This window comes from Nonomuraea guangzhouensis (assembly GCF_019396345.1).
Classification (GTDB): domain Bacteria; phylum Actinomycetota; class Actinomycetes; order Streptosporangiales; family Streptosporangiaceae; genus Nonomuraea; species Nonomuraea guangzhouensis.
The window spans coordinates 1-17,880 of record NZ_JAHKRM010000008.1; the positions used below are offsets into that span (position 1 = coordinate 1).

Annotated in this window: 17 protein-coding genes and 1 pseudogene; 6 read left to right on the top strand and 12 right to left on the bottom strand. The window is 67.4% G+C overall.

Going from position 1 to position 17,880, the window contains the following annotated elements; translation table 11 throughout:
* Nucleotides 1-405 precede the first annotated feature (405 nt).
* The 5 genes from KME78_RS17125 to KME78_RS17145 are packed head-to-tail and all read right to left on the bottom strand — an operon-like array spanning nucleotide 406 to nucleotide 5,142.
* Nucleotides 406-1,215: a class I SAM-dependent methyltransferase gene (locus tag KME78_RS17125; protein ID WP_219530005.1), complete on the bottom strand. Its 810-nt coding sequence runs from the start codon at nucleotides 1,213-1,215 to the stop codon at nucleotides 406-408.
* 29 nt (nucleotides 1,216-1,244) lie between these two features.
* Entirely contained in the window at nucleotides 1,245-2,147 is a 903-nt protein-coding gene (locus KME78_RS17130; RefSeq protein ID WP_219530007.1) for an ROK family protein, read from the bottom strand.
* Nucleotides 2,144-3,328, bottom strand: a complete 1,185-nt coding sequence (locus KME78_RS17135) for a sugar ABC transporter permease (RefSeq protein WP_219530009.1) — start codon at nucleotides 3,326-3,328, stop codon at nucleotides 2,144-2,146. The genes KME78_RS17130 and KME78_RS17135 overlap by 4 nt, the downstream gene beginning before the upstream one ends.
* The gene (locus KME78_RS17140) at nucleotides 3,325-4,044 is read right to left on the bottom strand and encodes an ATP-binding cassette domain-containing protein (RefSeq protein ID WP_219530011.1); all 720 of its coding nucleotides are present in this window, start codon (nucleotides 4,042-4,044) and stop codon (nucleotides 3,325-3,327) included. The genes KME78_RS17135 and KME78_RS17140 overlap by 4 nt, the downstream gene beginning before the upstream one ends.
* The gene (locus KME78_RS17145) at nucleotides 4,045-5,142 is read right to left on the bottom strand and encodes a sugar ABC transporter substrate-binding protein (RefSeq protein WP_219530013.1); all 1,098 of its coding nucleotides are present in this window, start codon (nucleotides 5,140-5,142) and stop codon (nucleotides 4,045-4,047) included.
* Between the two features lie 100 nt (nucleotides 5,143-5,242).
* Here KME78_RS17145 and KME78_RS17150 point away from each other — a divergent pair, with 100 nt between their 5' ends.
* From KME78_RS17150 to KME78_RS17160, 3 genes are all read left to right on the top strand, one after another.
* Nucleotides 5,243-6,403, top strand: a complete 1,161-nt coding sequence (locus KME78_RS17150; RefSeq protein ID WP_219530015.1) for an ROK family transcriptional regulator — start codon at nucleotides 5,243-5,245, stop codon at nucleotides 6,401-6,403.
* Nucleotides 6,404-6,466: 63 nt separating this feature from the next.
* On the top strand, nucleotides 6,467-7,513 hold the full coding sequence (locus KME78_RS17155; RefSeq protein ID WP_219530017.1) for a 3-isopropylmalate dehydrogenase: 1,047 nt from the start codon (nucleotides 6,467-6,469) through the stop codon (nucleotides 7,511-7,513).
* Between the two features lie 197 nt (nucleotides 7,514-7,710).
* Nucleotides 7,711-8,808 (top strand): branched-chain amino acid aminotransferase, encoded by a 1,098-nt coding sequence (locus KME78_RS17160; protein WP_219530019.1) that lies wholly within the window; start codon nucleotides 7,711-7,713, stop codon nucleotides 8,806-8,808.
* A 372-nt stretch (nucleotides 8,809-9,180) separates the two neighbouring features.
* On the opposite strand, the gene KME78_RS17165 is transcribed toward KME78_RS17160, so the two are convergent.
* The gene (locus KME78_RS17165; RefSeq protein WP_219530021.1) at nucleotides 9,181-9,435 is read right to left on the bottom strand and encodes a GntR family transcriptional regulator; all 255 of its coding nucleotides are present in this window, start codon (nucleotides 9,433-9,435) and stop codon (nucleotides 9,181-9,183) included.
* A gap of 418 nt (nucleotides 9,436-9,853) precedes the next feature.
* Here KME78_RS17165 and KME78_RS17170 point away from each other — a divergent pair, with 418 nt between their 5' ends.
* The gene (locus KME78_RS17170) at nucleotides 9,854-10,429 is read left to right on the top strand and encodes an HD domain-containing protein (protein WP_219530023.1); all 576 of its coding nucleotides are present in this window, start codon (nucleotides 9,854-9,856) and stop codon (nucleotides 10,427-10,429) included.
* Nucleotides 10,430-10,711: 282 nt separating this feature from the next.
* On the top strand, nucleotides 10,712-11,965 hold the full coding sequence (locus KME78_RS17175; RefSeq protein ID WP_219530025.1) for an ATP-binding protein: 1,254 nt from the start codon (nucleotides 10,712-10,714) through the stop codon (nucleotides 11,963-11,965).
* Nucleotides 11,966-12,200: 235 nt separating this feature from the next.
* On the opposite strand, the gene KME78_RS17180 is transcribed toward KME78_RS17175, so the two are convergent.
* The 5 genes from KME78_RS17180 to KME78_RS17200 form a co-directional block, all read right to left on the bottom strand.
* Nucleotides 12,201-12,884 carry a DUF4386 domain-containing protein gene (locus tag KME78_RS17180; RefSeq protein WP_219530028.1) on the bottom strand — a complete coding sequence of 228 codons (684 nt, stop codon included), beginning with the start codon at nucleotides 12,882-12,884 and terminating at the stop codon, nucleotides 12,201-12,203.
* Between the two features lie 240 nt (nucleotides 12,885-13,124).
* Nucleotides 13,125-13,349: a helix-turn-helix transcriptional regulator gene (locus KME78_RS17185; RefSeq protein ID WP_219530030.1), complete on the bottom strand. Its 225-nt coding sequence runs from the start codon at nucleotides 13,347-13,349 to the stop codon at nucleotides 13,125-13,127.
* 3 nt (nucleotides 13,350-13,352) lie between these two features.
* Nucleotides 13,353-13,772, bottom strand: a complete 420-nt coding sequence (locus tag KME78_RS17190) for a hypothetical protein (protein ID WP_219530032.1) — start codon at nucleotides 13,770-13,772, stop codon at nucleotides 13,353-13,355.
* 139 nt (nucleotides 13,773-13,911) lie between these two features.
* Nucleotides 13,912-15,447, bottom strand: coding sequence for an AAA family ATPase (locus KME78_RS17195; RefSeq protein ID WP_219530034.1), 1,536 nt, complete (start codon nucleotides 15,445-15,447; stop codon nucleotides 13,912-13,914).
* 65 nt (nucleotides 15,448-15,512) lie between these two features.
* Complete coding sequence (locus KME78_RS17200) at nucleotides 15,513-16,649, bottom strand: ATP-binding protein (RefSeq protein WP_219530036.1); 1,137 nt, start codon at nucleotides 16,647-16,649, stop codon at nucleotides 15,513-15,515.
* A 90-nt stretch (nucleotides 16,650-16,739) separates the two neighbouring features.
* Between KME78_RS17200 and KME78_RS64340 the strand changes: the two are divergent.
* Nucleotides 16,740-16,985 (top strand): annotated as a pseudogene (locus tag KME78_RS64340) (hypothetical protein); the annotation flags it as partial.
* Here KME78_RS64340 and KME78_RS17205 read toward each other — a convergent pair.
* Complete coding sequence (locus KME78_RS17205; RefSeq protein WP_219530038.1) at nucleotides 16,942-17,877, bottom strand: class I SAM-dependent methyltransferase; 936 nt, start codon at nucleotides 17,875-17,877, stop codon at nucleotides 16,942-16,944. The pseudogene KME78_RS64340 and the gene KME78_RS17205 overlap by 44 nt on opposite strands.
* Nucleotides 17,878-17,880: the final 3 nt, after the last annotated feature.

Here is a 17,880-nt window from a genome sequence, read left to right on the forward strand (position 1 = left end):
CTGCCGCTCTCGCGGCAGCCGTTTTTCTGTCTCAGGATGCGAGATAGTAGGACGTCCAACGAGACAGCCAAACTACCGCCAGGTATTCTTTCGAAAGATGCGCCAGGTTCTCGTACTTCTTACCTGCCGCGGCGGGGCCTGTTAGGGCAGGTCGACGACTCGCCGCGGTGTGTGGCGTTGCGTCGGCCGGTAAGCCCCTTCGTTCGGTCCGCGATCCGGACCCCACGAGATCAGGCCCGGTCGGATTCGTGACCGGGATCCGACTTCACCATCACGACGCCCCGCGAAATGAGATGAGACGCCCATGTACGAGATGTATGCCTGGAATGCCACCGACGAGACCGAGGACGAGGCGACCGAGGCCCTGCAGACCGCCCTGGACCGCAGGGACAACGGCGGCGCCCCTCAGAACTCCAGCCGGTAGAAGACGGCCGCCCTCGCCAAGCGCGGCACGACCTTGGCGATCCCGGCCGAGATCCGGTGTGAGGCCGAAAGGCGGCCGTAGCCGGGCAGGTCGAAAGCGCTCAGGGCGGTGACGAGACGCAGCTTCGGGCTGATCGACAGCAGGTCGTCCGGCCCGTCGATGCCCCAGCGCATCGTGGCCTCGGCCTTCTTGAGCGGTTTGTTGATCGCCTGCAGGCGCAGCCCGAAGGGGCTGACCGCGTCGAAGACGAACTGGCCGCCGGGGAACCGGTCGACGATCGCCCTGACCAGCGCCCGGCCACCCGGCGGATCGAGGTAGTAGAACAGTCCCTCGGCGACGACCAGCACCGGCTTGTCCGCGGGCACCTGGTCCAGCCAGCCGAGGTCGGTGACCGACGTGCCGATGCTCCTGTGCTCCTCCGGATACAGCCGCCGGCGCAGGTCGATGACGTCGGGATAGTCCACGTCATACCAGTCGACGCCCGGCGGCGGCGCCAGGCGGTAGACCCGCGTGTCGAGGCCGCAGCCCAGATGCAGCACGGTCGCCTCGGCATGCCGGGAGAGGAACTCCCTGGCCCAGTCGTCCAGGAAGCGGGCCCTGAGCGCGACCGAGCCGGCGTTGCGGCGGTCCATGCCGGTCTGGCGGAAGTCGTGGTCGATGCGCGCGACGGTCGCCGCGGCCAGGCGGTCGTCGAGGATGGGACGCGGTGATCGGGCGTCCAGTGCCCTGCCGTACAGGGTGGCGAGGAGTGTGGCCTTCTCGGCGGCTAATCGCACCTTCTCGGTAGCCATACTCCTTAAGCTACACCTATTTCACAAACTCATGAAGTCTGTGAAGCGGCATGGGCGAGTGCCAGCGCGCCGAGCAGCGGGGCGTCGTCGGCGAACCGCGCCGGGCGTACCTCGGGCGGGAAGGGTACGGCCCGGCGCAGCTCGGCCGTCAGGCGCGGCATGATCAGGTCCGCCGCGCCCATCATGCCGCCGCCGACCACCAGGCACTCGGGGTCGAACGTCACGCACAGGTTCGCCACGCTCATGGCCAGCAGCGCGAGCGCCTCGTCCACCAGCCCCGCCACATCGGCTCCGGCGGGAGCGCCGTCAGAGGCGCCGGCGGGGGCGGTGGCGAAGAGGGCCAGCAGGTCGGCCGCCGTGGTCTCGCGGCCGAGCAGGGCCGTGCCCCGGGCCGCGAGCGCGGCTCCGGACACCCGCTCCTCCAGAGGCACGTGCCCGTCGGCGAAGGCGGGCTCGCCCGGGATGGCCTGCAGGTAGGCGATCTCGCCCGCCGCGCCGTGCGCCCCGGAGACCACCTGGCCGTTCACCACCAGCGCCGCCGCCAGGCCGGTGCCCAGGTTCAGGTAGACGCCCGCCGACACGCCGCGCAGCGCTCCCCAGCGCAGTTCGGCCGCCGCCGCCGCCTTCACGTCGTTGTCGATCGCCACCGGGATCGCGCCGTACTCCTCCCGCAGCAGCCTGGGCAGCTCCAGCCCCTCCCAGCCGGGCACGTTGGGCGCCAGGCAGACCCGGCCGTCGCGGATGACGCCGCACGTCGAGAAGCCCACCGCGGCCGGCGCGCCGTCCAGGTCCCTGGCCGCCGCGAGCGTCCGTTCGAGCGTGCGGGCGCCGGTGTCGAGCCGGATCCGTTCGATGATCTCCGGTCCGTCGGAGCTGGACACGCCGACGGCGACCTTCGTTCCACCCACGTCGATGCCCAGCACCCGGCTCACTGGGCGGTCCCCCGGCGGGCCAGCGAGTCGATCGCCACGGCCAGGGCCAGCACCGCGGCCGTGACCATGAACCGTACGGAGGAGTCGACGCTCAGCAGATACATGCCGCTGGTGATCGACTGGATGACCAGCACGCCGAGCAGCGCGTCATAGGCGCGCCCACGGCCGCCGAACAGCGAGGTGCCGCCGATGACCGCCGCGGCGATCGCCATGAGCAGGATGTCGCTGCCACCGGACTGCTGGTTGACCGCCGACAGCCGGCTGGCCGCCAGGATGCCCCCGGCCGCCGCCAGCGTGGAGGCCAGCATGAACGCCAGGATCCTGATCCGCGTCACGTTGATCCCGGCCCGTCTGGCCGCCTCCGCGTTGCCCCCCACGGCGTACACATGCCTGCCGAACGCGGTATGCCGGAGCACGAGATCGAACACCACGACCAGCGCGCCGAAGATGATCAGCAGGAGCGGCACGCCCCGGTCTGCCGACATGATGAGCACGCCCACCGCGAGCAGCACGGCCAGCCCGCCCGTCCTGACCAGCAGCCACCACAGGGGAGTGACGGGCAGCCCGGCGGTCAGCCTGAGGCGCCGGGTGAGCAGCGCCGCGCCGCCCGAGACGAGCACCAGGCCCGCCACCAGCAGCCACGACAGCCAGGACGGCAGCCAGGTGTCGCTCAGCTTCGAGATGAACCCGGTGAACGGCAGGTTGATCGTGCCGCCCTGCCGCAGCAGGAACAGCAGCAGCCCGAGCCAGCCCATCAGCCCGGCCAGCGTGACCACGAACGACGGCATCCGGAGCTTGGTGAACATCAGCCCGTGGATCAGTCCGATCCCGGCCCCCGCGGCCAGCGCGATCAGGATGGCCGCCAGCGCGCTCCAGCCCTGCTTGACGTGCATGATCGTCATGATCGTCGCGCAGAGGCCGCTGACCGAGCCCGCCGACAGGTCGATCTCGCCGAGCAGCAGCACCATGATGATGCCTAGCGAGATCGTGCCGGTCGCGGCCATCTGGAGGGCCAGGTTGGTGAGGTTCTCCGGCGCGAGGAAGCGGTCATTGAGCGCGCTGAAGACGATCGCGATCGCCACCAGCCCGCCGACGACCGGCCACGCGCCGACGTCGCCCTGTCTCAGCCGCTCGACCGCGACCTTCGGCGTGTAGGGCTTGCGCGCCAGTGTGTCGGTCATCGCCCTGCCCCCGTGATCGCGGCCACGATCTCCTCCTGCGTGGTGTCTGCCGTACCGAACTCACCGGCGTTGCGTCCCAGGCGCAGGACGACCACGCGGTCGCTCACCTCCCGTACGTCGGCCAGGTTGTGTGAGATGACCAGGACCGCGAGCCCGCGTTCGCGCAGCCGTCCGATCAGTGCGAGCACCTGGGCCGTCTGCTCCACGCCGAGCGCGGCGGTGGGCTCGTCCAGGATGACCAGCCGCGGCTCGCCGATCAGCGCTCTGGCGATCGCGACGGACTGGCGCTGGCCGCCCGACAGCATGGCGACCGGCACCCTGATGTCCCTGATGCGTACGTCGAGCTGTTCGAGCAGTTCGCGGGTGGCGCGTTCCATCTCTATGTGGTGCAGAAGCGTCCAGCGGCGGCGTTCCGTACCGAGGAACAGGTTGGCCACCACGTCCAGGTTCTCGCAGAGCGCGAGGTCCTGGTAGACGGTCGAGACGCCGAGCGCCTGCGCGTCGTGCGGGTTGGTGATCCTGACCGGCGTGCCGTCGACCGTGATCGTGCCCTCGTCGGGGACGACCACCCCCGAGATGGTCTTGACCAGCGTGGACTTGCCCGCGCCGTTGTCGCCCATGAGGGCGGTGACCTCGCCGGGGCGCAGCTGGAGGCTCGCGCCGTCGAGGGCCTGGACCGCGCCGTAGCGCTTGGAGATGCCTGTCGCGGAGAGCATTTACTGAATGCCCGCCTTGGCGCAGGCGGCCTTGACCTCGGCCGTGCAGATCTGGTCGGCCGTGTAGAACTTGTCCTTCACGATCGTGTCCTTGACCTTGTCCGCGGTGACGGCGATGGGGTCGAGGAGGAAGGCCGGGATGTCGACGGTGCCGTTGTTGACCTTGCTGGTCGCGGCGGGCTGCTCGCCCTTGGCCACGGCCACGGCCAGCTCGGCGGACTTCTCCGCCTCAGCCCTGATGTCCAGATATATGGTCATGTACTGCTCGCCGGTGAGGATGCGTTGCACGGCGGCCAGCTCGGCGTCCTGCCCGGTGATCGGCGGCAGCTCCTTGTAGCCCGCGCGCTTCATGGCGGCGATCGCGCCGCCCGCCATGCCGTCGTTGGCCGACAGCACGCCCACGATGTTGTCCCGGCCGATGGCGGTGATCGCCTGCTCCATCTGCTGCTGGGCCTTGTCCGGGCTCCAGTCGGGCGTGTCGAACTCCCTGCCGACCTTGACCTTGCCGCCCAGGACGCTCTTGGCGCCCTTCTTGTAGTCGGCCGAGCTGGGGTCGGTGGGCGCGCCGTGGATCTCCACGATCTGGCCCTTGGCCGTCGTGCCCTTGGCGTTCATCGCGTCGAGCAGGGCCTGGCCCTGCATCTCGCCGACGCGGACGTTGTTGAACGAGACGTAGTACGCGTAGTCGATGCCGGAGATCAGCCGGTCGTAGGCGATCACCGGGATCTTCTTCTGCTTGGCCTGGTTGACCAGCGGGGCCACCGCGTTGGCGTCGACCGCGTCGAGCACCAGCACGTTCGCGCCCTGGGTGAGGGCCGCCTCGACCTGTTGCTGCTGCTTGGCCGCGTCCTGCTCGGCGTTGCTGTAGAGGATCTTGCACTCGGCGCAGAGCTGCTTGACCTTCGCCTCGAACAGCGGCCGGTCGAACGCCTCATACCTCGTGGTCTTGGACTCGGGCAGGAAGAGGGCGATCGTCTTCGAGGCGCCCCCGGCATTCGCCGTGGCGCCCTTGTCGGTAGTGGTGTTGGCGGAGTTACCGCAGGCGGCAGCGGCCAACAAGACCGCCGCGGCCGGGATCAGTCGCCATGATCGGTCCATCGCACATCGTCCTCTCGGGTGGGCGCGCCCCGCTGTTTGGTAAGAAAGCTAGTTTACTACTAGGGCAGTTGGCTAGAGTTTGGCGCGAGGAGGGCTGAAGATGCGGGGTGGGCTGGGTAATCCGCGGCTGCTGCGGGTGCTGAACGAGCGTCGGCTGCTCGACCAGCTCCACGCGAACGGCCCGGCGTCACGGGCCGATCTGGCCAAGATCACCGGACTGTCGAAGCCGACGGTCTCGGCGGCGCTGGCCGGCCTGGAGGAAGACGGGCTGGTGCACCTGGTCGGCGAGGTGTCGGGCCGTCCCGGCCCGGTGACCTCGCTCTACGACATGAACGCGGCCTCCACCCACGTGGCGGGCATCGACATCGGCCGCGACTGGATCCGCGTCGCTGTGGCGGACCTGCGCGGTACGTTCGCGGGCCGCTGCGACGGGCGCAACACCGCCCGCGACTCGGCCGAGCTGGCGATCCTCGTGGGCGAGCTGTGCCACGCCGCGGCCAGGGAGGCGGAGCTGGACTGGTCGGCGATCGCCTGCGCGGTGGTCGGCTCGCCCGGCGTCTACGACCCGGCCCAGGGGCGCCTGGACTTCGCGCCCAACCTCCCGGGCCCGCCTGACCTGGCGGGTCGCCTCCGGTCGGCCCTCGACGTCGAGCTGGTCATCGAGAACGACATCAACCTGGCGGCGGTCGGCGAGCACACGTACGGGGAGGGGCGCGGCAAGTCCAACTTCGCCCTGGTCTCCATCGGTACGGGCGTCGGCATGGGCATCGTCATCAACGGCGAGCTCTACGTCGGTGCCAGGGGAGCGGCGGGAGAGGTCTCCTACGTCCCCACCGACTCGCCCCCCACGGACGATGCCCTGTCCCACGGCGCCACGGAGACGGTGACCGCCGCTCCCAGCGTGGTCCGCGCGGCCCGCGCGGCCGGGCTGGATCTGGAGACGGCCAAGGAGGTCTTCGCGGTGGCGGCGGACGGCGACCCGGCGGCCCGCTCGGTGGTGGAGGCGGAAGGCCGCCGCATCGGCGGTCTGCTGGTGGCGGTGGCCGCGGTCCTGGACCCGGAGGTCATCGTCCTGAGCGGCGGAGTGGGCCGCAACCTGGACCTCCTCGGCGCGGCGATCAAGGACCGGATCGCGGAACTGGGTCCCCTGCGGCCGGTGGTGGTGGCCAGTGCTCTGGGAGACAGTGGAGTGCTGCTGGGCGCGGTGGCCCATGCCAGAACCAGGGCCTGGGACCTCATCTTCGACGCCAGACGCGGCTGACTCTCTTGTCCAAGAAGTGAGATAGGTTGCTCGGCAGTCGAGACGAGCGGGTAAGGTACGCACATGGAGTCGCGGAATATTCGCCTGGCCGTCATCCCCGGAGACGGCATCGGCGCCGAAGTCGTCGCTGAAGGGCTGAAGGTCCTGGAGGCCGTCGGGACCAAGATCGAGGCCACCCACTACGACCTGGGTGCCGCACGTTATCACCGCACGGGCGAGACACTGCCCGACGCCGTGCTCGAAGAGCTGCGCGGCTATGACGCGATCCTGCTCGGCGCCGTGGGCGACCCCAGCGTGCCGCCCGGCATCCTGGAGCGCGACCTGCTGCTCCGCCTCCGCTTCACCTTCGACCACTACGTCAACCTGCGTCCGGTCAAGCTCTTCCCCGGCGTCGAGACCCGGCTGGCCGACACCCCGACCGAGAACATCGACATGGTCGTCGTCCGCGAGGGCACCGAGGGCCTCTACGCCGGCACCGGCGGCGTCATGCGCCGCGGCACGCCGTACGAGATCGCCACCCAGGAGTCGCTCAACACCGCCTACGGTGTCGAGCGCGTGGTCCGTTACGCCTTCGAGAAGGCCCAGTCCCGCCCGCGCAAGAAGCTGACGCTCGTCCACAAGACCAACGTCCTCGCCTACGCCGGCGACCTCTGGCAGCGCACGGTCAACCGCGTGGCGGAGGAATACCCCGAGGTCACCACCGACTACAGCCACATCGACGCGGCCTCGATGTTCTTCGTGAGCCAGCCCGAGCGGTTCGACGTCATCGTCACCGACAACCTCTTCGGCGACATCATCACCGACCTCGGCGCGGCGATCGCCGGCGGCATCGGCCTGGCGGCCAGCGGCAACATCAACCCCGAGCGCACCGCGCCCAGCATGTTCGAGCCGGTGCACGGCAGCGCCCCCGACATCGCCGGGCAGGGCAAGGCCGACCCGACCGCGACGATCCTGTCGGTCGCCATGCTCCTGGAGCACCTCGGCCTGTCCACCGAGGCGGCCAAGGTCGAGCAGGCCGTCGCCGACGACATCGTCGAGCGCCTGGCCGGTTGGGCCGGCCGTACGACACACGAGATCGGTGACGACATCACCGCGCGAGTATCGAGCTAGGGCCGCCCTGCTCCCCAAGCGCCTGGCGGTCCGCACAAGGACCGCGAGGCGCTTTTTCGCGTCTGAATGGCTAAAGCACCCCATTAGCCGCTTGCAATCCCAAATGGCGAGACAATAGGAAGTACAGGCTGCTCTAAGCAGTGACCGTCCAGAGCCGTAGAGTCTGTCCCAGAACCGTAGAGAGAAGGACCTTCGTCATGACCATCGCTCAGAAGCTCAGCTTCGACGTGCAGCTATCCGACCACGCTCGCACTGCGGCCGAGCGGGAGCAGGTACTGGCGAACCCCGGGTTCGGGCAGACCTTCACCGACCACATGGTCTCGATCGACTACACCGAGGGCGAGGGCTGGCACGACGCCCGCCTTGAGCCGTACGGGCCGCTCTCGCTCGACCCGGCCACCTCGGTGTTCCACTACGCGCAGGAGCTGTTCGAGGGGCTCAAGGCGTACCGCCAGGTCAACGGCTCGATCGTGGCCTTCCGCCCGTACGCCAACGCCGCCCGCTTCAACACCTCGGCCGAGCGCATGGCGATGCCCGCGCTTCCGGAAGAGGCGTTCGTCGAGTCACTCGAACTCCTCGTCCAGACCGACAAGGACTGGGTCCCCACCACCGAGGGCCACAGCCTCTACCTGCGCCCGTTCATCATCGCGACCCAGGTCGGCCTCGGCGTCAACTACCCGTCCCGCTCATACCGGTACATGGTCATCGCCTCCCCGGCGGCCTCCTACTTCACCGGCGGCGTCCAGCCCGTCTCCGTCTGGCTCTCCACCGAGTACACCCGCGCCGCGCCCGGCGGCACCGGCTTCGCCAAGTGCGGCGGCAACTACGCCGCCGCCTTCGTCGCCCAGCGGCAGGCCGTCGAGCAGGGCTGTGACCAGGTGGTGTGGCTGGACGCGCACGAGCACCGGTACGTCGAGGAGATGGGCGGAATGAACCTGTTCTTCGTCTTCGGCGACAAACTGGTCACCCCCGCGCTGACCGGCACCCTGCTGCCCGGCATCACCCGCGACTCCATCCTCTCCCTCGCCGCCGACCTCGGCCTGGAGGCTTCAGAGCGCCTCATCACCACGGACGAGTGGCAGGCTGGCTGCGAGTCGGGCGAGCTCACGGAGGTGTTCGCCTGCGGGACGGCGGCGGTGGTCACGCCGGTCGGCTCGGTCAAGGGCACGGACCGGGCGTGGACGGTGGGTGACGGCACCCCTGGAGAAGTGACGATGCGGATCCGCGAGGAACTGGTGGGCATCCAGTACGGCTCCCGCCCCGACACCCACAGCTGGATCCACAAGATCAGCTAGTTTTCCAGCCTCCTTAAAGGGGCCTCCGCTTCGCTCCGGGCGTCTTTCTGCGTCCCACCCGTTACCCATTTGGGTGGTTGGCCGTTTGACGCCCGCCCTTCTACAAAGGGCTCACCATCGGCGCTTCGCGCTCCTGGAAGCTCGACGCTCTTCCTTTGGCGCTACGCGCACTGCAAGGCCCTCCGCTTCGCTCCGGACGTCCTCCCAGGCGGGCTACCGCCCGCCCCCTGGAGGACCTCGCTCCGCTCGGGCTGTCTTCTGAACGCTTCGCCGGGTTGGCGGGTGAGACCATGATGAACCTGGCGGCTCGCACGGTGACCGGCATGCGCTGGGCCTGAGTCACATCCGTCACACGATCATTGTCGGCGACAGTCAGCCCTCCGCTGGCCAACTCTCGCGATCGGCAACGAAGCTGCCCCGTTGAGGCAAGGTCATCACCCACCCCTCGTCCCGCAGCAGAGCCACGGCCTGGCGGGCGGTATCGCGCGCGACCCCGTGATCTCGTACCATCTCCGACTCCGATGGGATCCGATCGCGTGGCCCCAGCGCACCAGCCTTGATCTGCTCTCGGATGATCGCCGCCACCTGTTGATAGATCGGCGTCGGATCGAACCTATCCACTTCCACAATGCCGACGTTAGGTACGTCGCCTACGGATGGCATATGGGCAACGTCCTAGACGAGGTAGACAAGATGGCTTTAGGGTGAGCTCATGACTTGGGTCTACCACAGCATCCATGCCGAGCCCGCACAGCCCGATCATGAGAAGCTTGCCTGGTCGAAGCCACTCCCCAGATCGGCACACGTACGGGTGCGGCAACACACCTGTGCATGCCAGGACCAGATGTACGAACTCTGCGCTTCGGGCGGCCTGATGTTCATCCGGCGCACTACACATGACTCGGACAGGGTCACCGTCCACGAAACACAGTGGTGGCCCAGCAAACGTGCCGAGGAAGCTTGGGCCCTCCTGCTGTCGGGGCAAGCGCGTTGAGCTTCTCGCCCTCCCTGCCGGACAATGTCGTGAGGGCGCGGGAGGGGGACCATGGCGGACGACCTGGCGGGACTGACGGGTCTGCTGTATGAGATCGGGCTGCTCAAGCGCTACAAGCGCACCGGATGGCTCGTGGCGGGCGTGCATGACCCGGAGAGCATTGCCGACCACTCGTTCCGTACGGCGATTATCGCCAGCGTGATCGCCGCACTTGAGGGCGGCAACCCCGAACGAGCCGCGTTCATGAGCCTGTTCCACGACACCCAGGAGACCCGCATCACCGACATCCCGTACATCGGCAAGCGCTACCTCAAGGCGGCCCCGAACGAGGAAGTCACGGCCGACCAGGTGCGGGGCGTGCCGGAGCCTGTGGCCGACATGGTGAGAGACGCTGTCGGCGAGTATGAGGAAAAGGTCAGTCTCGAGGCGGTCTGCGCACGCGACGCTGACAAACTGGAGTGTCTCCTGCAAGCCGTCGAGTATCGCGAGCAGGGGCACCAGAGTGTGCAGCCGTGGATTGACAGTTCTCTTGCCGCGCTCAAGACCGCGACCGGGAAGCGGCTCGCGGAGGAGGCTCTTCGCACGGGGACGCTGGAGTGGATGACCCGCGTCCTCAACGGTGACTGAGTGAGAAACAGGGGCCTGCGGGGTGGAGGTAGCCAACCCCGGCGCGGGTGATCCACAGCGTGCGGTCCTCGTCGTCGACCGCGCACCCTCAGTTCCACCCACGCTCCCAGGCGCTCTGTCGGGCGCCACGTCCGTCGTCTCGGATGTTGGTCGTGGCCCGTGGTCTGTCGGTTTTTTTGCCTGTCAAATGTCGGTTGGCCCTCCGTGATCTGTCGGTTTTTTGCACCGTCAAATGTCGGTTGGGCTCTACGCTGGTCTGGATCGCCGCAGGAAGGAGCTGCCATGTCCGAGTTGGTTTCACGCCAGGTAACCGGCCACGCCGAGGAGTTCCTCGACGCCTTCAGAGTGGTGATCGTCAATGGGCCGAGGCAGTCAGGCAAGACCACTCTGCTTCAACAGCTCAACAAGGGAGGAGGGGGGACCTATCTCACCCTGGATGACGGCCCGTTGAGAGCGGCCGCGCAGGCCGATCCCGGTTCCTTCATCGCGGACGGGCCGCGTCCGATGATGATCGACGAGATCCAGCGGGGCGGAGACGAGCTGATCCTGGCGATCAAGGCGGAGGTCGATCGGAAGACTGAGCGGGGGCAGTTCGTTCTGGCGGGTTCCACAAGGTTTCTGTCCACGCCGTCGTTGAGCGAATCACTTGCGGGGCGCGCGGGCATCCTTGAGGTCTGGCCCTTTGCTCAGGAGGAGCTTGCCGGAAGAGGCGAATCCTTCCTTGTGACGGCTTTCCACGATCCTGGTGCGTTGCGCTCTTCGTCACCCAGCGACTACAGCCGAAGGGACTACTTCGAACTGGTCTGTCGAGGGTTCTATCCGGAGGCAGTCGCGATGAGATCGGAGTTCACCCGGGACAGGTGGTATCGGACCTACGTTCAGTCGGTCATCGACACCGACATCAGGGAGATGGCGAGAGTCGATGAGCCGAGCAGTCTCCGGCAACTTCTCAACATTGCCGCGGCGAATACGGCTCAAGAGCCGAACATGGTCAAGATCGGCAGTGATCTCCAACTCCATCGCAGCACGATCAGCCGTTACATCGGCTTGCTGGAGACAGTTTTTCTGATCCGTCAGGTTCCGGCGTGGTCTCGGAATCTTGTGGCTCGGTCGATTCGTCGTCCCAAGCTGCACATCACCGATACCGGCCTTGCTGCTCATCTGATCGGTGTTGACGCGGATGGCCTGGCTGCCAGGGTCTCGCCGGCACGGGGGCCTCTTATCGAGTCGTTCATCGTCAACGAGATCGCGAAGCAGGCCACTTGGGCGCCGTTTCGAGTCGGACTCCATCACTGGAGGGTCAGCCAGGGCGCTGAGGTCGACCTCGTACTTGAACGAAACAATGGGCGGATTGTCGGTGTGGAGGCCAAAGCCACTGACTCTGTCAACCAGGACGATTTCCAGGGCCTTGCAGCTCTACGCGAGAGTCTCGGCGAAGACTTCATTCACGGTTTCGTCTTCTACACAGGGGCGAGGTCGCTGTCCTTCGGAGACCGGCTGACAGCGCTGCCCCTCAGCGCTCTCTGGGACAGGTAGAGCACACGACTCGCTTCGCCACGGTCAGCCCATGGGGGAGGCGGGAGCTTGGCTGGCGACCGCCCCGAACGCGCCGTCGGTCGTATCCGCTCCCGCGCGTTCGGGAATCGCACCCAAGCCAGCGCCCTTGTCGGACAGGGGGTGGAGCGGGCATGTGCTGTCGCCACCAACGTGATCCACTCCACCCAGGCGCTCGGCTCGTACCTGGTCATCCAGCAATTTCGGCGTACGACGGTCACGCCACCGCAGGTGGCGCCACATGGGCGTCGTCTCGCGGTGCTTCCTGGAGCGCGCGACGGCGGAGGCCGCGGACCAGCAGGTAGCCGACCATCCAGAACTCGCCGACGTGCGCGGGTATCGCGAGGAGTTCGGCGACGACTCCTGCCTCGGGAGCGAGGTACACGATGAACGCGCCGAGCAGATAGCCGGTGCCGCCTGCGATGAGCACCCAGCCCAGCGGTCGGGGCATCCACCCCGAGCGGAGCACGCAGAAGCCCATGGGGATGAGCCACAGGCCGAAGAACATCGCTCCCACGCCCCACAGGTTGCCGCTCAACAGGTAGAGGAGTTGGACGGTTGCCGGCGCGTCGCCGACCGGGCCGAACGCGATCTCGACCGCTGTCGCCAGGAATGCCGCGCTGCCGAGGCCGGTGACCGCGTTGACCAGGCCGAAGGCGGTGATGCCGCCGGCGGCTAAGGCGTCCACGGTGCGGAACAGGCGGTAGAACCACGTGGCGGTGAGCGCCTGGGTGAGGACCATGAGCATCTCCAGCACGACCCCGGCGCGCGCGAGCGACTCGTTCCCGACCAGGTGCGCCAGCGTCGCACTGGGATCGTCGGCCGCGAAAAGCTGCGGCCGGATGACCAGAAAACCAAGCACGCCCGTGATGGCCATACCGAGATAGAACAGCCCGGTCATACGGGCGGTGCGGACTAGCTCGGCTCCTTCAGCTGTTGCGCCGGCTCGTAAGGGTCCCGTGATCATCTGACGGCCCCCGATTCAACGAAGGTGTCGGCCGCCACCGGTCTGTCGACCATGGCAAGGCCTGCGTTCCGGGCGAGGCGTTGAGGGGTGTACATGATTCTCCCTTGCTTTTGGGCGTGAAGGAGGAAGGCCGCGGGGCGGTGTCCCCGCGCGCCGGTGGTAGTGGTGTGGCGGTTAGTCCTCGGTGTCGGGGTGCTGGAAGAGGTCGTCGAGCGGCACCCCGAACACGTGGGCGATCTGGAAGGCCATCTCCAGTGACGGCGAGTAGCGGCTCTGCTCGATGGCGATGATGGTCTGGCGGGTTACGCCGATGCGGTCGGCCAGCTCGGCCTGAGTCATCTCCCCGTGGGCGAACCGCAGGGCGCGGATCGCGTTGGTGACCCTGGTGGGCTTGGCCATGGGCTAGAAGCCCCGTCGGTACGCGACGATCTTCACGATGGAGGAGGCGAGGGCGGCCAGGACGAACGCCAGGTAGAGCGTGTTGGCGATCCAGAACTGCTCAACCTTCGCCATCGCCAGGCCGAGCGGGACGATCGCGGCGACGCTCATGACGTAGAACCCGACGTACTCGCCCCGCCGGTTGATCTGCTTGTCGCGCTCGTCGGTCTTGTCGGCCTCCCTCGGCGAGAGGATCGCGGCCATGATGTTCAGGACGATGTTCGCGGCGACCCCGACACCGATCGCGGTGAGCATCGGCCACACGTAGGCGATCGTCGCCACGTCCGTTCCCGGGACCTTCGACAGGACGGTCGCGAAGTAGACCACGGCTACGCCAACCGCGACCACGACGTAGATCCACGTGCGCTTCTCTTCGGAGGACATGTCCGCTCCCATGTACAACAAACTTGACATAGTCAAAAGTAAAGCAGCGCAGACATGGTGTCAATAAATCTTTACTCCGCCTTGCGGCGCTCGCTGCGGGTTGATCAAATCGCGTGCGAGCCGGACGGCAAGGAACCCGTTACACCCGCAGAACGGTGACCTGACGGCCGGACGGCGTGGTCGCCTGCTCGAAAGCGCCTCGTTCCTTCCATGGCGGGGCTTCGGGGCGCCGGTTGAAGATCACCAGCGCGCCGGTGGTGAGGGTGAGGCGGTCCAGGTACCGGTCGAGTTGCATGAGGCCGTCGGGCAGCGGGTCGTTCTCGCCTGCTCGCCAGACCTTGAGTTCCATGGCCTCGCGCTGCGTGAGCCGTTCGCCTTCGGGGCCGGTGTAGGGCCAGCGGACCAGTACGTCCAGGCGCTTGGTGCCGGCGGCGTACTCCCGGTCGAGCTGGCCTCCGCCGTTGACCAGGCGGTGCAGGAAGGCCATGAGGATGATCTGGCAGGCGGCTTCGTGGTAGCCCTCCTGCCGGATGAGTACCTCGCCGTGTTCGCGCCAGAACACGACGAACTCCTGCAGCAGGCGCGGCAGGTCGAAACGGCCGTCTGGCAGCACGAAGCTGTGCGGATCGGCCTTCACGAACCGCTCCGTGCGATTGCCCAGGACCCGTAGGAGGATCTCTCGATAGATCGGGTTGGCGATCTCCAGATCCCGAGTTCCCCGGATGAGGCCCAGATCGTGAACGTAGGAGACGTCATCGTCGAAAGAAGAGTCCGTGTCTGGCCACGTTCCCGCCAGGATCGGTTCGATCACCCGTTCCACCCGTGGTTCGCGCAGCCGCGCCACGAGGGCGTCCAGGTGGGTGGCGCGCGCCCGGATCAGCCGCTCTTTGGCCTCCTCCACCTGCTCGTCACCGATTGTCCCCGTCGCTCCCATCTCGGTGATGATCTCATCGGCGAGGGCATTGACCAGCCAGGGCTGTCCCTGTGTCAGTTCGAAGACTCGGTCCACCGCGTCTTTGTTGAACTCCTGGCCGGTCGCCTGCGTGTGCTGGCCGTAGAGTTCGGCGATCTGGTCGGTGGTGAAGTCGCCCAAGCGTAGCGATTTGCGGATGATGTTGAACGGGCTGGCCACATTGAACCGGTCGGGAGCGCCGCCCGAGGCTACCTTGTACTCACGCAGGTCGCGCAACCCGCACAGCACCACCGACGCGGGAAACGGATAGCCCTTCGATCGTATGTTGTGACCGTCGCGGAGTTGGTTGAGGATGCTGATCAGGCTCTCGCCTTGCAGGGCGTCGATCTCGTCGAGGAACAGCACCACCCGGCGCGGGCAGCGGCGGCACCACGCGCTCAGCGCCTTACCGAACCGGGTGCCCGCCTGCTCCTCCGGCCAGGAGTCCGGCGGCAGCAATTCACCGGACCATCCCGACAAGTCGGCAGCCCTGCGGAGGGAATCCAGCAGAATCGTCTCCGTGGCGGCGATGTCATCGCTGAAGATCTTGGCGCGCTCGCAGGAGAACGACAGAGCGGCGATGTCGCGCTCGGCGGTCAGCTCCGACGCCAAAGCGTCCAGGATGGTCGTCTTGCCGGTCTGTCGGGGCGCGTGCAGCACGAAGTAGCGGTCCATCTCGATGAGCGCCCGCGCCTCGGGTAGCCGTGGTGTGGGGGGCAGCATGTAGTGGAGCTGCGGATCACAGGGGCCGGTGGTATTAAAGTATCTTGCTCCGGGTGGCGGCATGATTACATTCTGCCATCATGCTGATTCGAGTGCCCGAAGATCCTCAGGCAGGCCTTGGCCAGCGCTTCGTCGGTGAATGGGTCGTCTTGTTCCTGGTGGCGTAGCAGGTCGGCACCCAGGAGCCGCCGCCGCAGCAGGACTTCTCGGTAGATCGGGTTGGCGATCTCCGCTTCTCCGGTTCCCCGGATGAGACCGAGATCATGAACGTAGGAGACGTCATCGTCGAAGGAAGCGTCCGTGCCCGGCATCGTTCCCGCCATGATCGCCCGGATCACCCGTTCCACCCGGGGCTCGTGCAGTCGCGCCATGAGAGCGTCCAGGTGGACGGGGCGCTCTCGGATCAGCCGCTCCTTGGCCTCATCGACCTGTGCGGTGGTGATGGCGCCGCTCACCCGCATCCGGAAGGTGATCTCGTAAGCGAGGGCGTTGACCAGCCATGGTTGTCCCTGAGCCAGCTCGAAGATCCGGTCCACCGCGTCCTTGGTGAACTCCTGGCCGGTCGCCTGCGTGTGCTGGTCGTACAGCTCGGCGATCTCGTCGGCGGTGAAGTCGCCTAGGCGCAGTGACTCGGTGATGATGTTGAACGGGCTGCCTGGGCTCGACCAATCGCGGTTGCCTCCAGAGGTGACCTTGTATTCGGGTACGTCGCGCAACCCGCACAGCACCACCGAAGAGGGGAACGGACGGCCCTCATGCCGCGCGTTGTGGCCGTCGCGAAGCTGGCGGAAGATGCTGACCATGCTGGAGCCCTGCAGGGCGTCGATCTCGTCGAGGATCAGGACCACCCGGCGCGGGCAGCGGCGGCACCATTCGCTCAGCGCCGCGCCGAACCGGCTGCCTGGCGCGGCCTGCGGCCAGGGATCCGGCGGCAGCAGTGCCTCGGTCCATCCCGACCACGTGGCGGCTTCGCGGAGAGACTGCAGCAAAATCGCCTCCGCGGCGGCGTAGTCGTCACCGGCAGCCTTGGCGCGTTCGCAGGAGAACATCAGGGCGGCGATGTCGCCCTCGGCGTTCAGCTCGGACGCCAGCGTGTACAGCGCGGTCGTTTTCCCGGTTTGCCGGGGCGCGTGCAGCACGAAGTAGCGGTCCCTCTCGATGAGCTCGCGCACCTGCGGGAGCTGCGGCGTGGGCGGCAGCATGTAGTGGTGCCTCGGGTCGCAGGGGCCGGTGGTATTGAAATACTTTGCTCGTGGTGGCCGCATGGTCGCAGTCTGTCATCTTCCTGGCGACGCGACGCCGACAAGCTCGAATGTCTCCTTCAAGCCGTTGAGTATCGCGAGCAGGGGTGCCAGAGCGTGCAGCCGTGGATCGACAGCTCTCTCGCCGCGCTCAAGACCGCGGCCGGTTCCCAGTGTCAGCAACCCGATCCCTATGGTGATCGATTGGTCAGAACTGCAGTTCTGAGCGATACCACTCGTCCAGATGAGCTGCTCACCTGGACTGTCCATGCTGGTCGGCGAAGCTCAGCAGAGTGACCGACGGGCGCAGATCGCGCGGGCCGGGCAGGGCCGCGATCTTCCGGAGCGTTCTCGATCGCCAAGCCTTGCGGCCGGGCGGCGGCTGCAGTTCTTCGGCGGTGGCCACGCCCGGGATCTGCGTGGGCAGGCGGGCGGCCTCGGACACCGACAGGCTGAAGGGCATGGGCGGCGCGGTGTACCGGGCCGACATGCGGTAGCCCTTCAGCGTCCGGTTTCGGAACAAGGCGGGTATCGAGTCGAAGAACAGCCGCCCGCCGGGGAACCGCGCGGCACAATCGGCGATGAGGGACATCACCTGGTCGCGTTCGAAGTACATGAACAGTCCCTCGGCGGAGATGAACACGCCACGAGCCGGATCGGGGACGTTCATCCACGTGCGGTCCAGCGCCGAGGCCGGGATCGCGGTCATGCGCGGCTCCTGCGGGAGCAGGCGGGTGCGCAGGTCGATGACGGGTGGCAGATCCACGGACAGCCAGTCGATGCCGGGCCGCCCCAGGCGCCAGTAGGTGGTCTGCAGGCCCTCGCCGAGGGCGACCACCGTGGCGGCGGGATGCCGGTCCAGGTAGTCGCGGATGGCGAGGTCCAGGGTGAGGGCGCGCAGCGGATGGGTCTGGCTGGGCTTGCCGAACCGCTCGTAGTCGTAGTCGATCCTGCGGCAAAGGCGTTCGGCCAGCGGGTCGTGGAACGCCGAGCCGGGGTGCATCGACTCCTCGGCGCGGTTGCGGAGCGTCCACAGGCAGGTGGCCGCCACACCGTCCAGGGCCGCACCGTCGATCTTGTCATCGGTCATGCCCACTCCCAGGGGCTCGCGTCCCACGTGCGGCTCCCGGTCAGGGGACCGCGGATCGGGGTCGTCCAGCTGGTCGTCGAACGTCGGCGGAATAGTCACAAG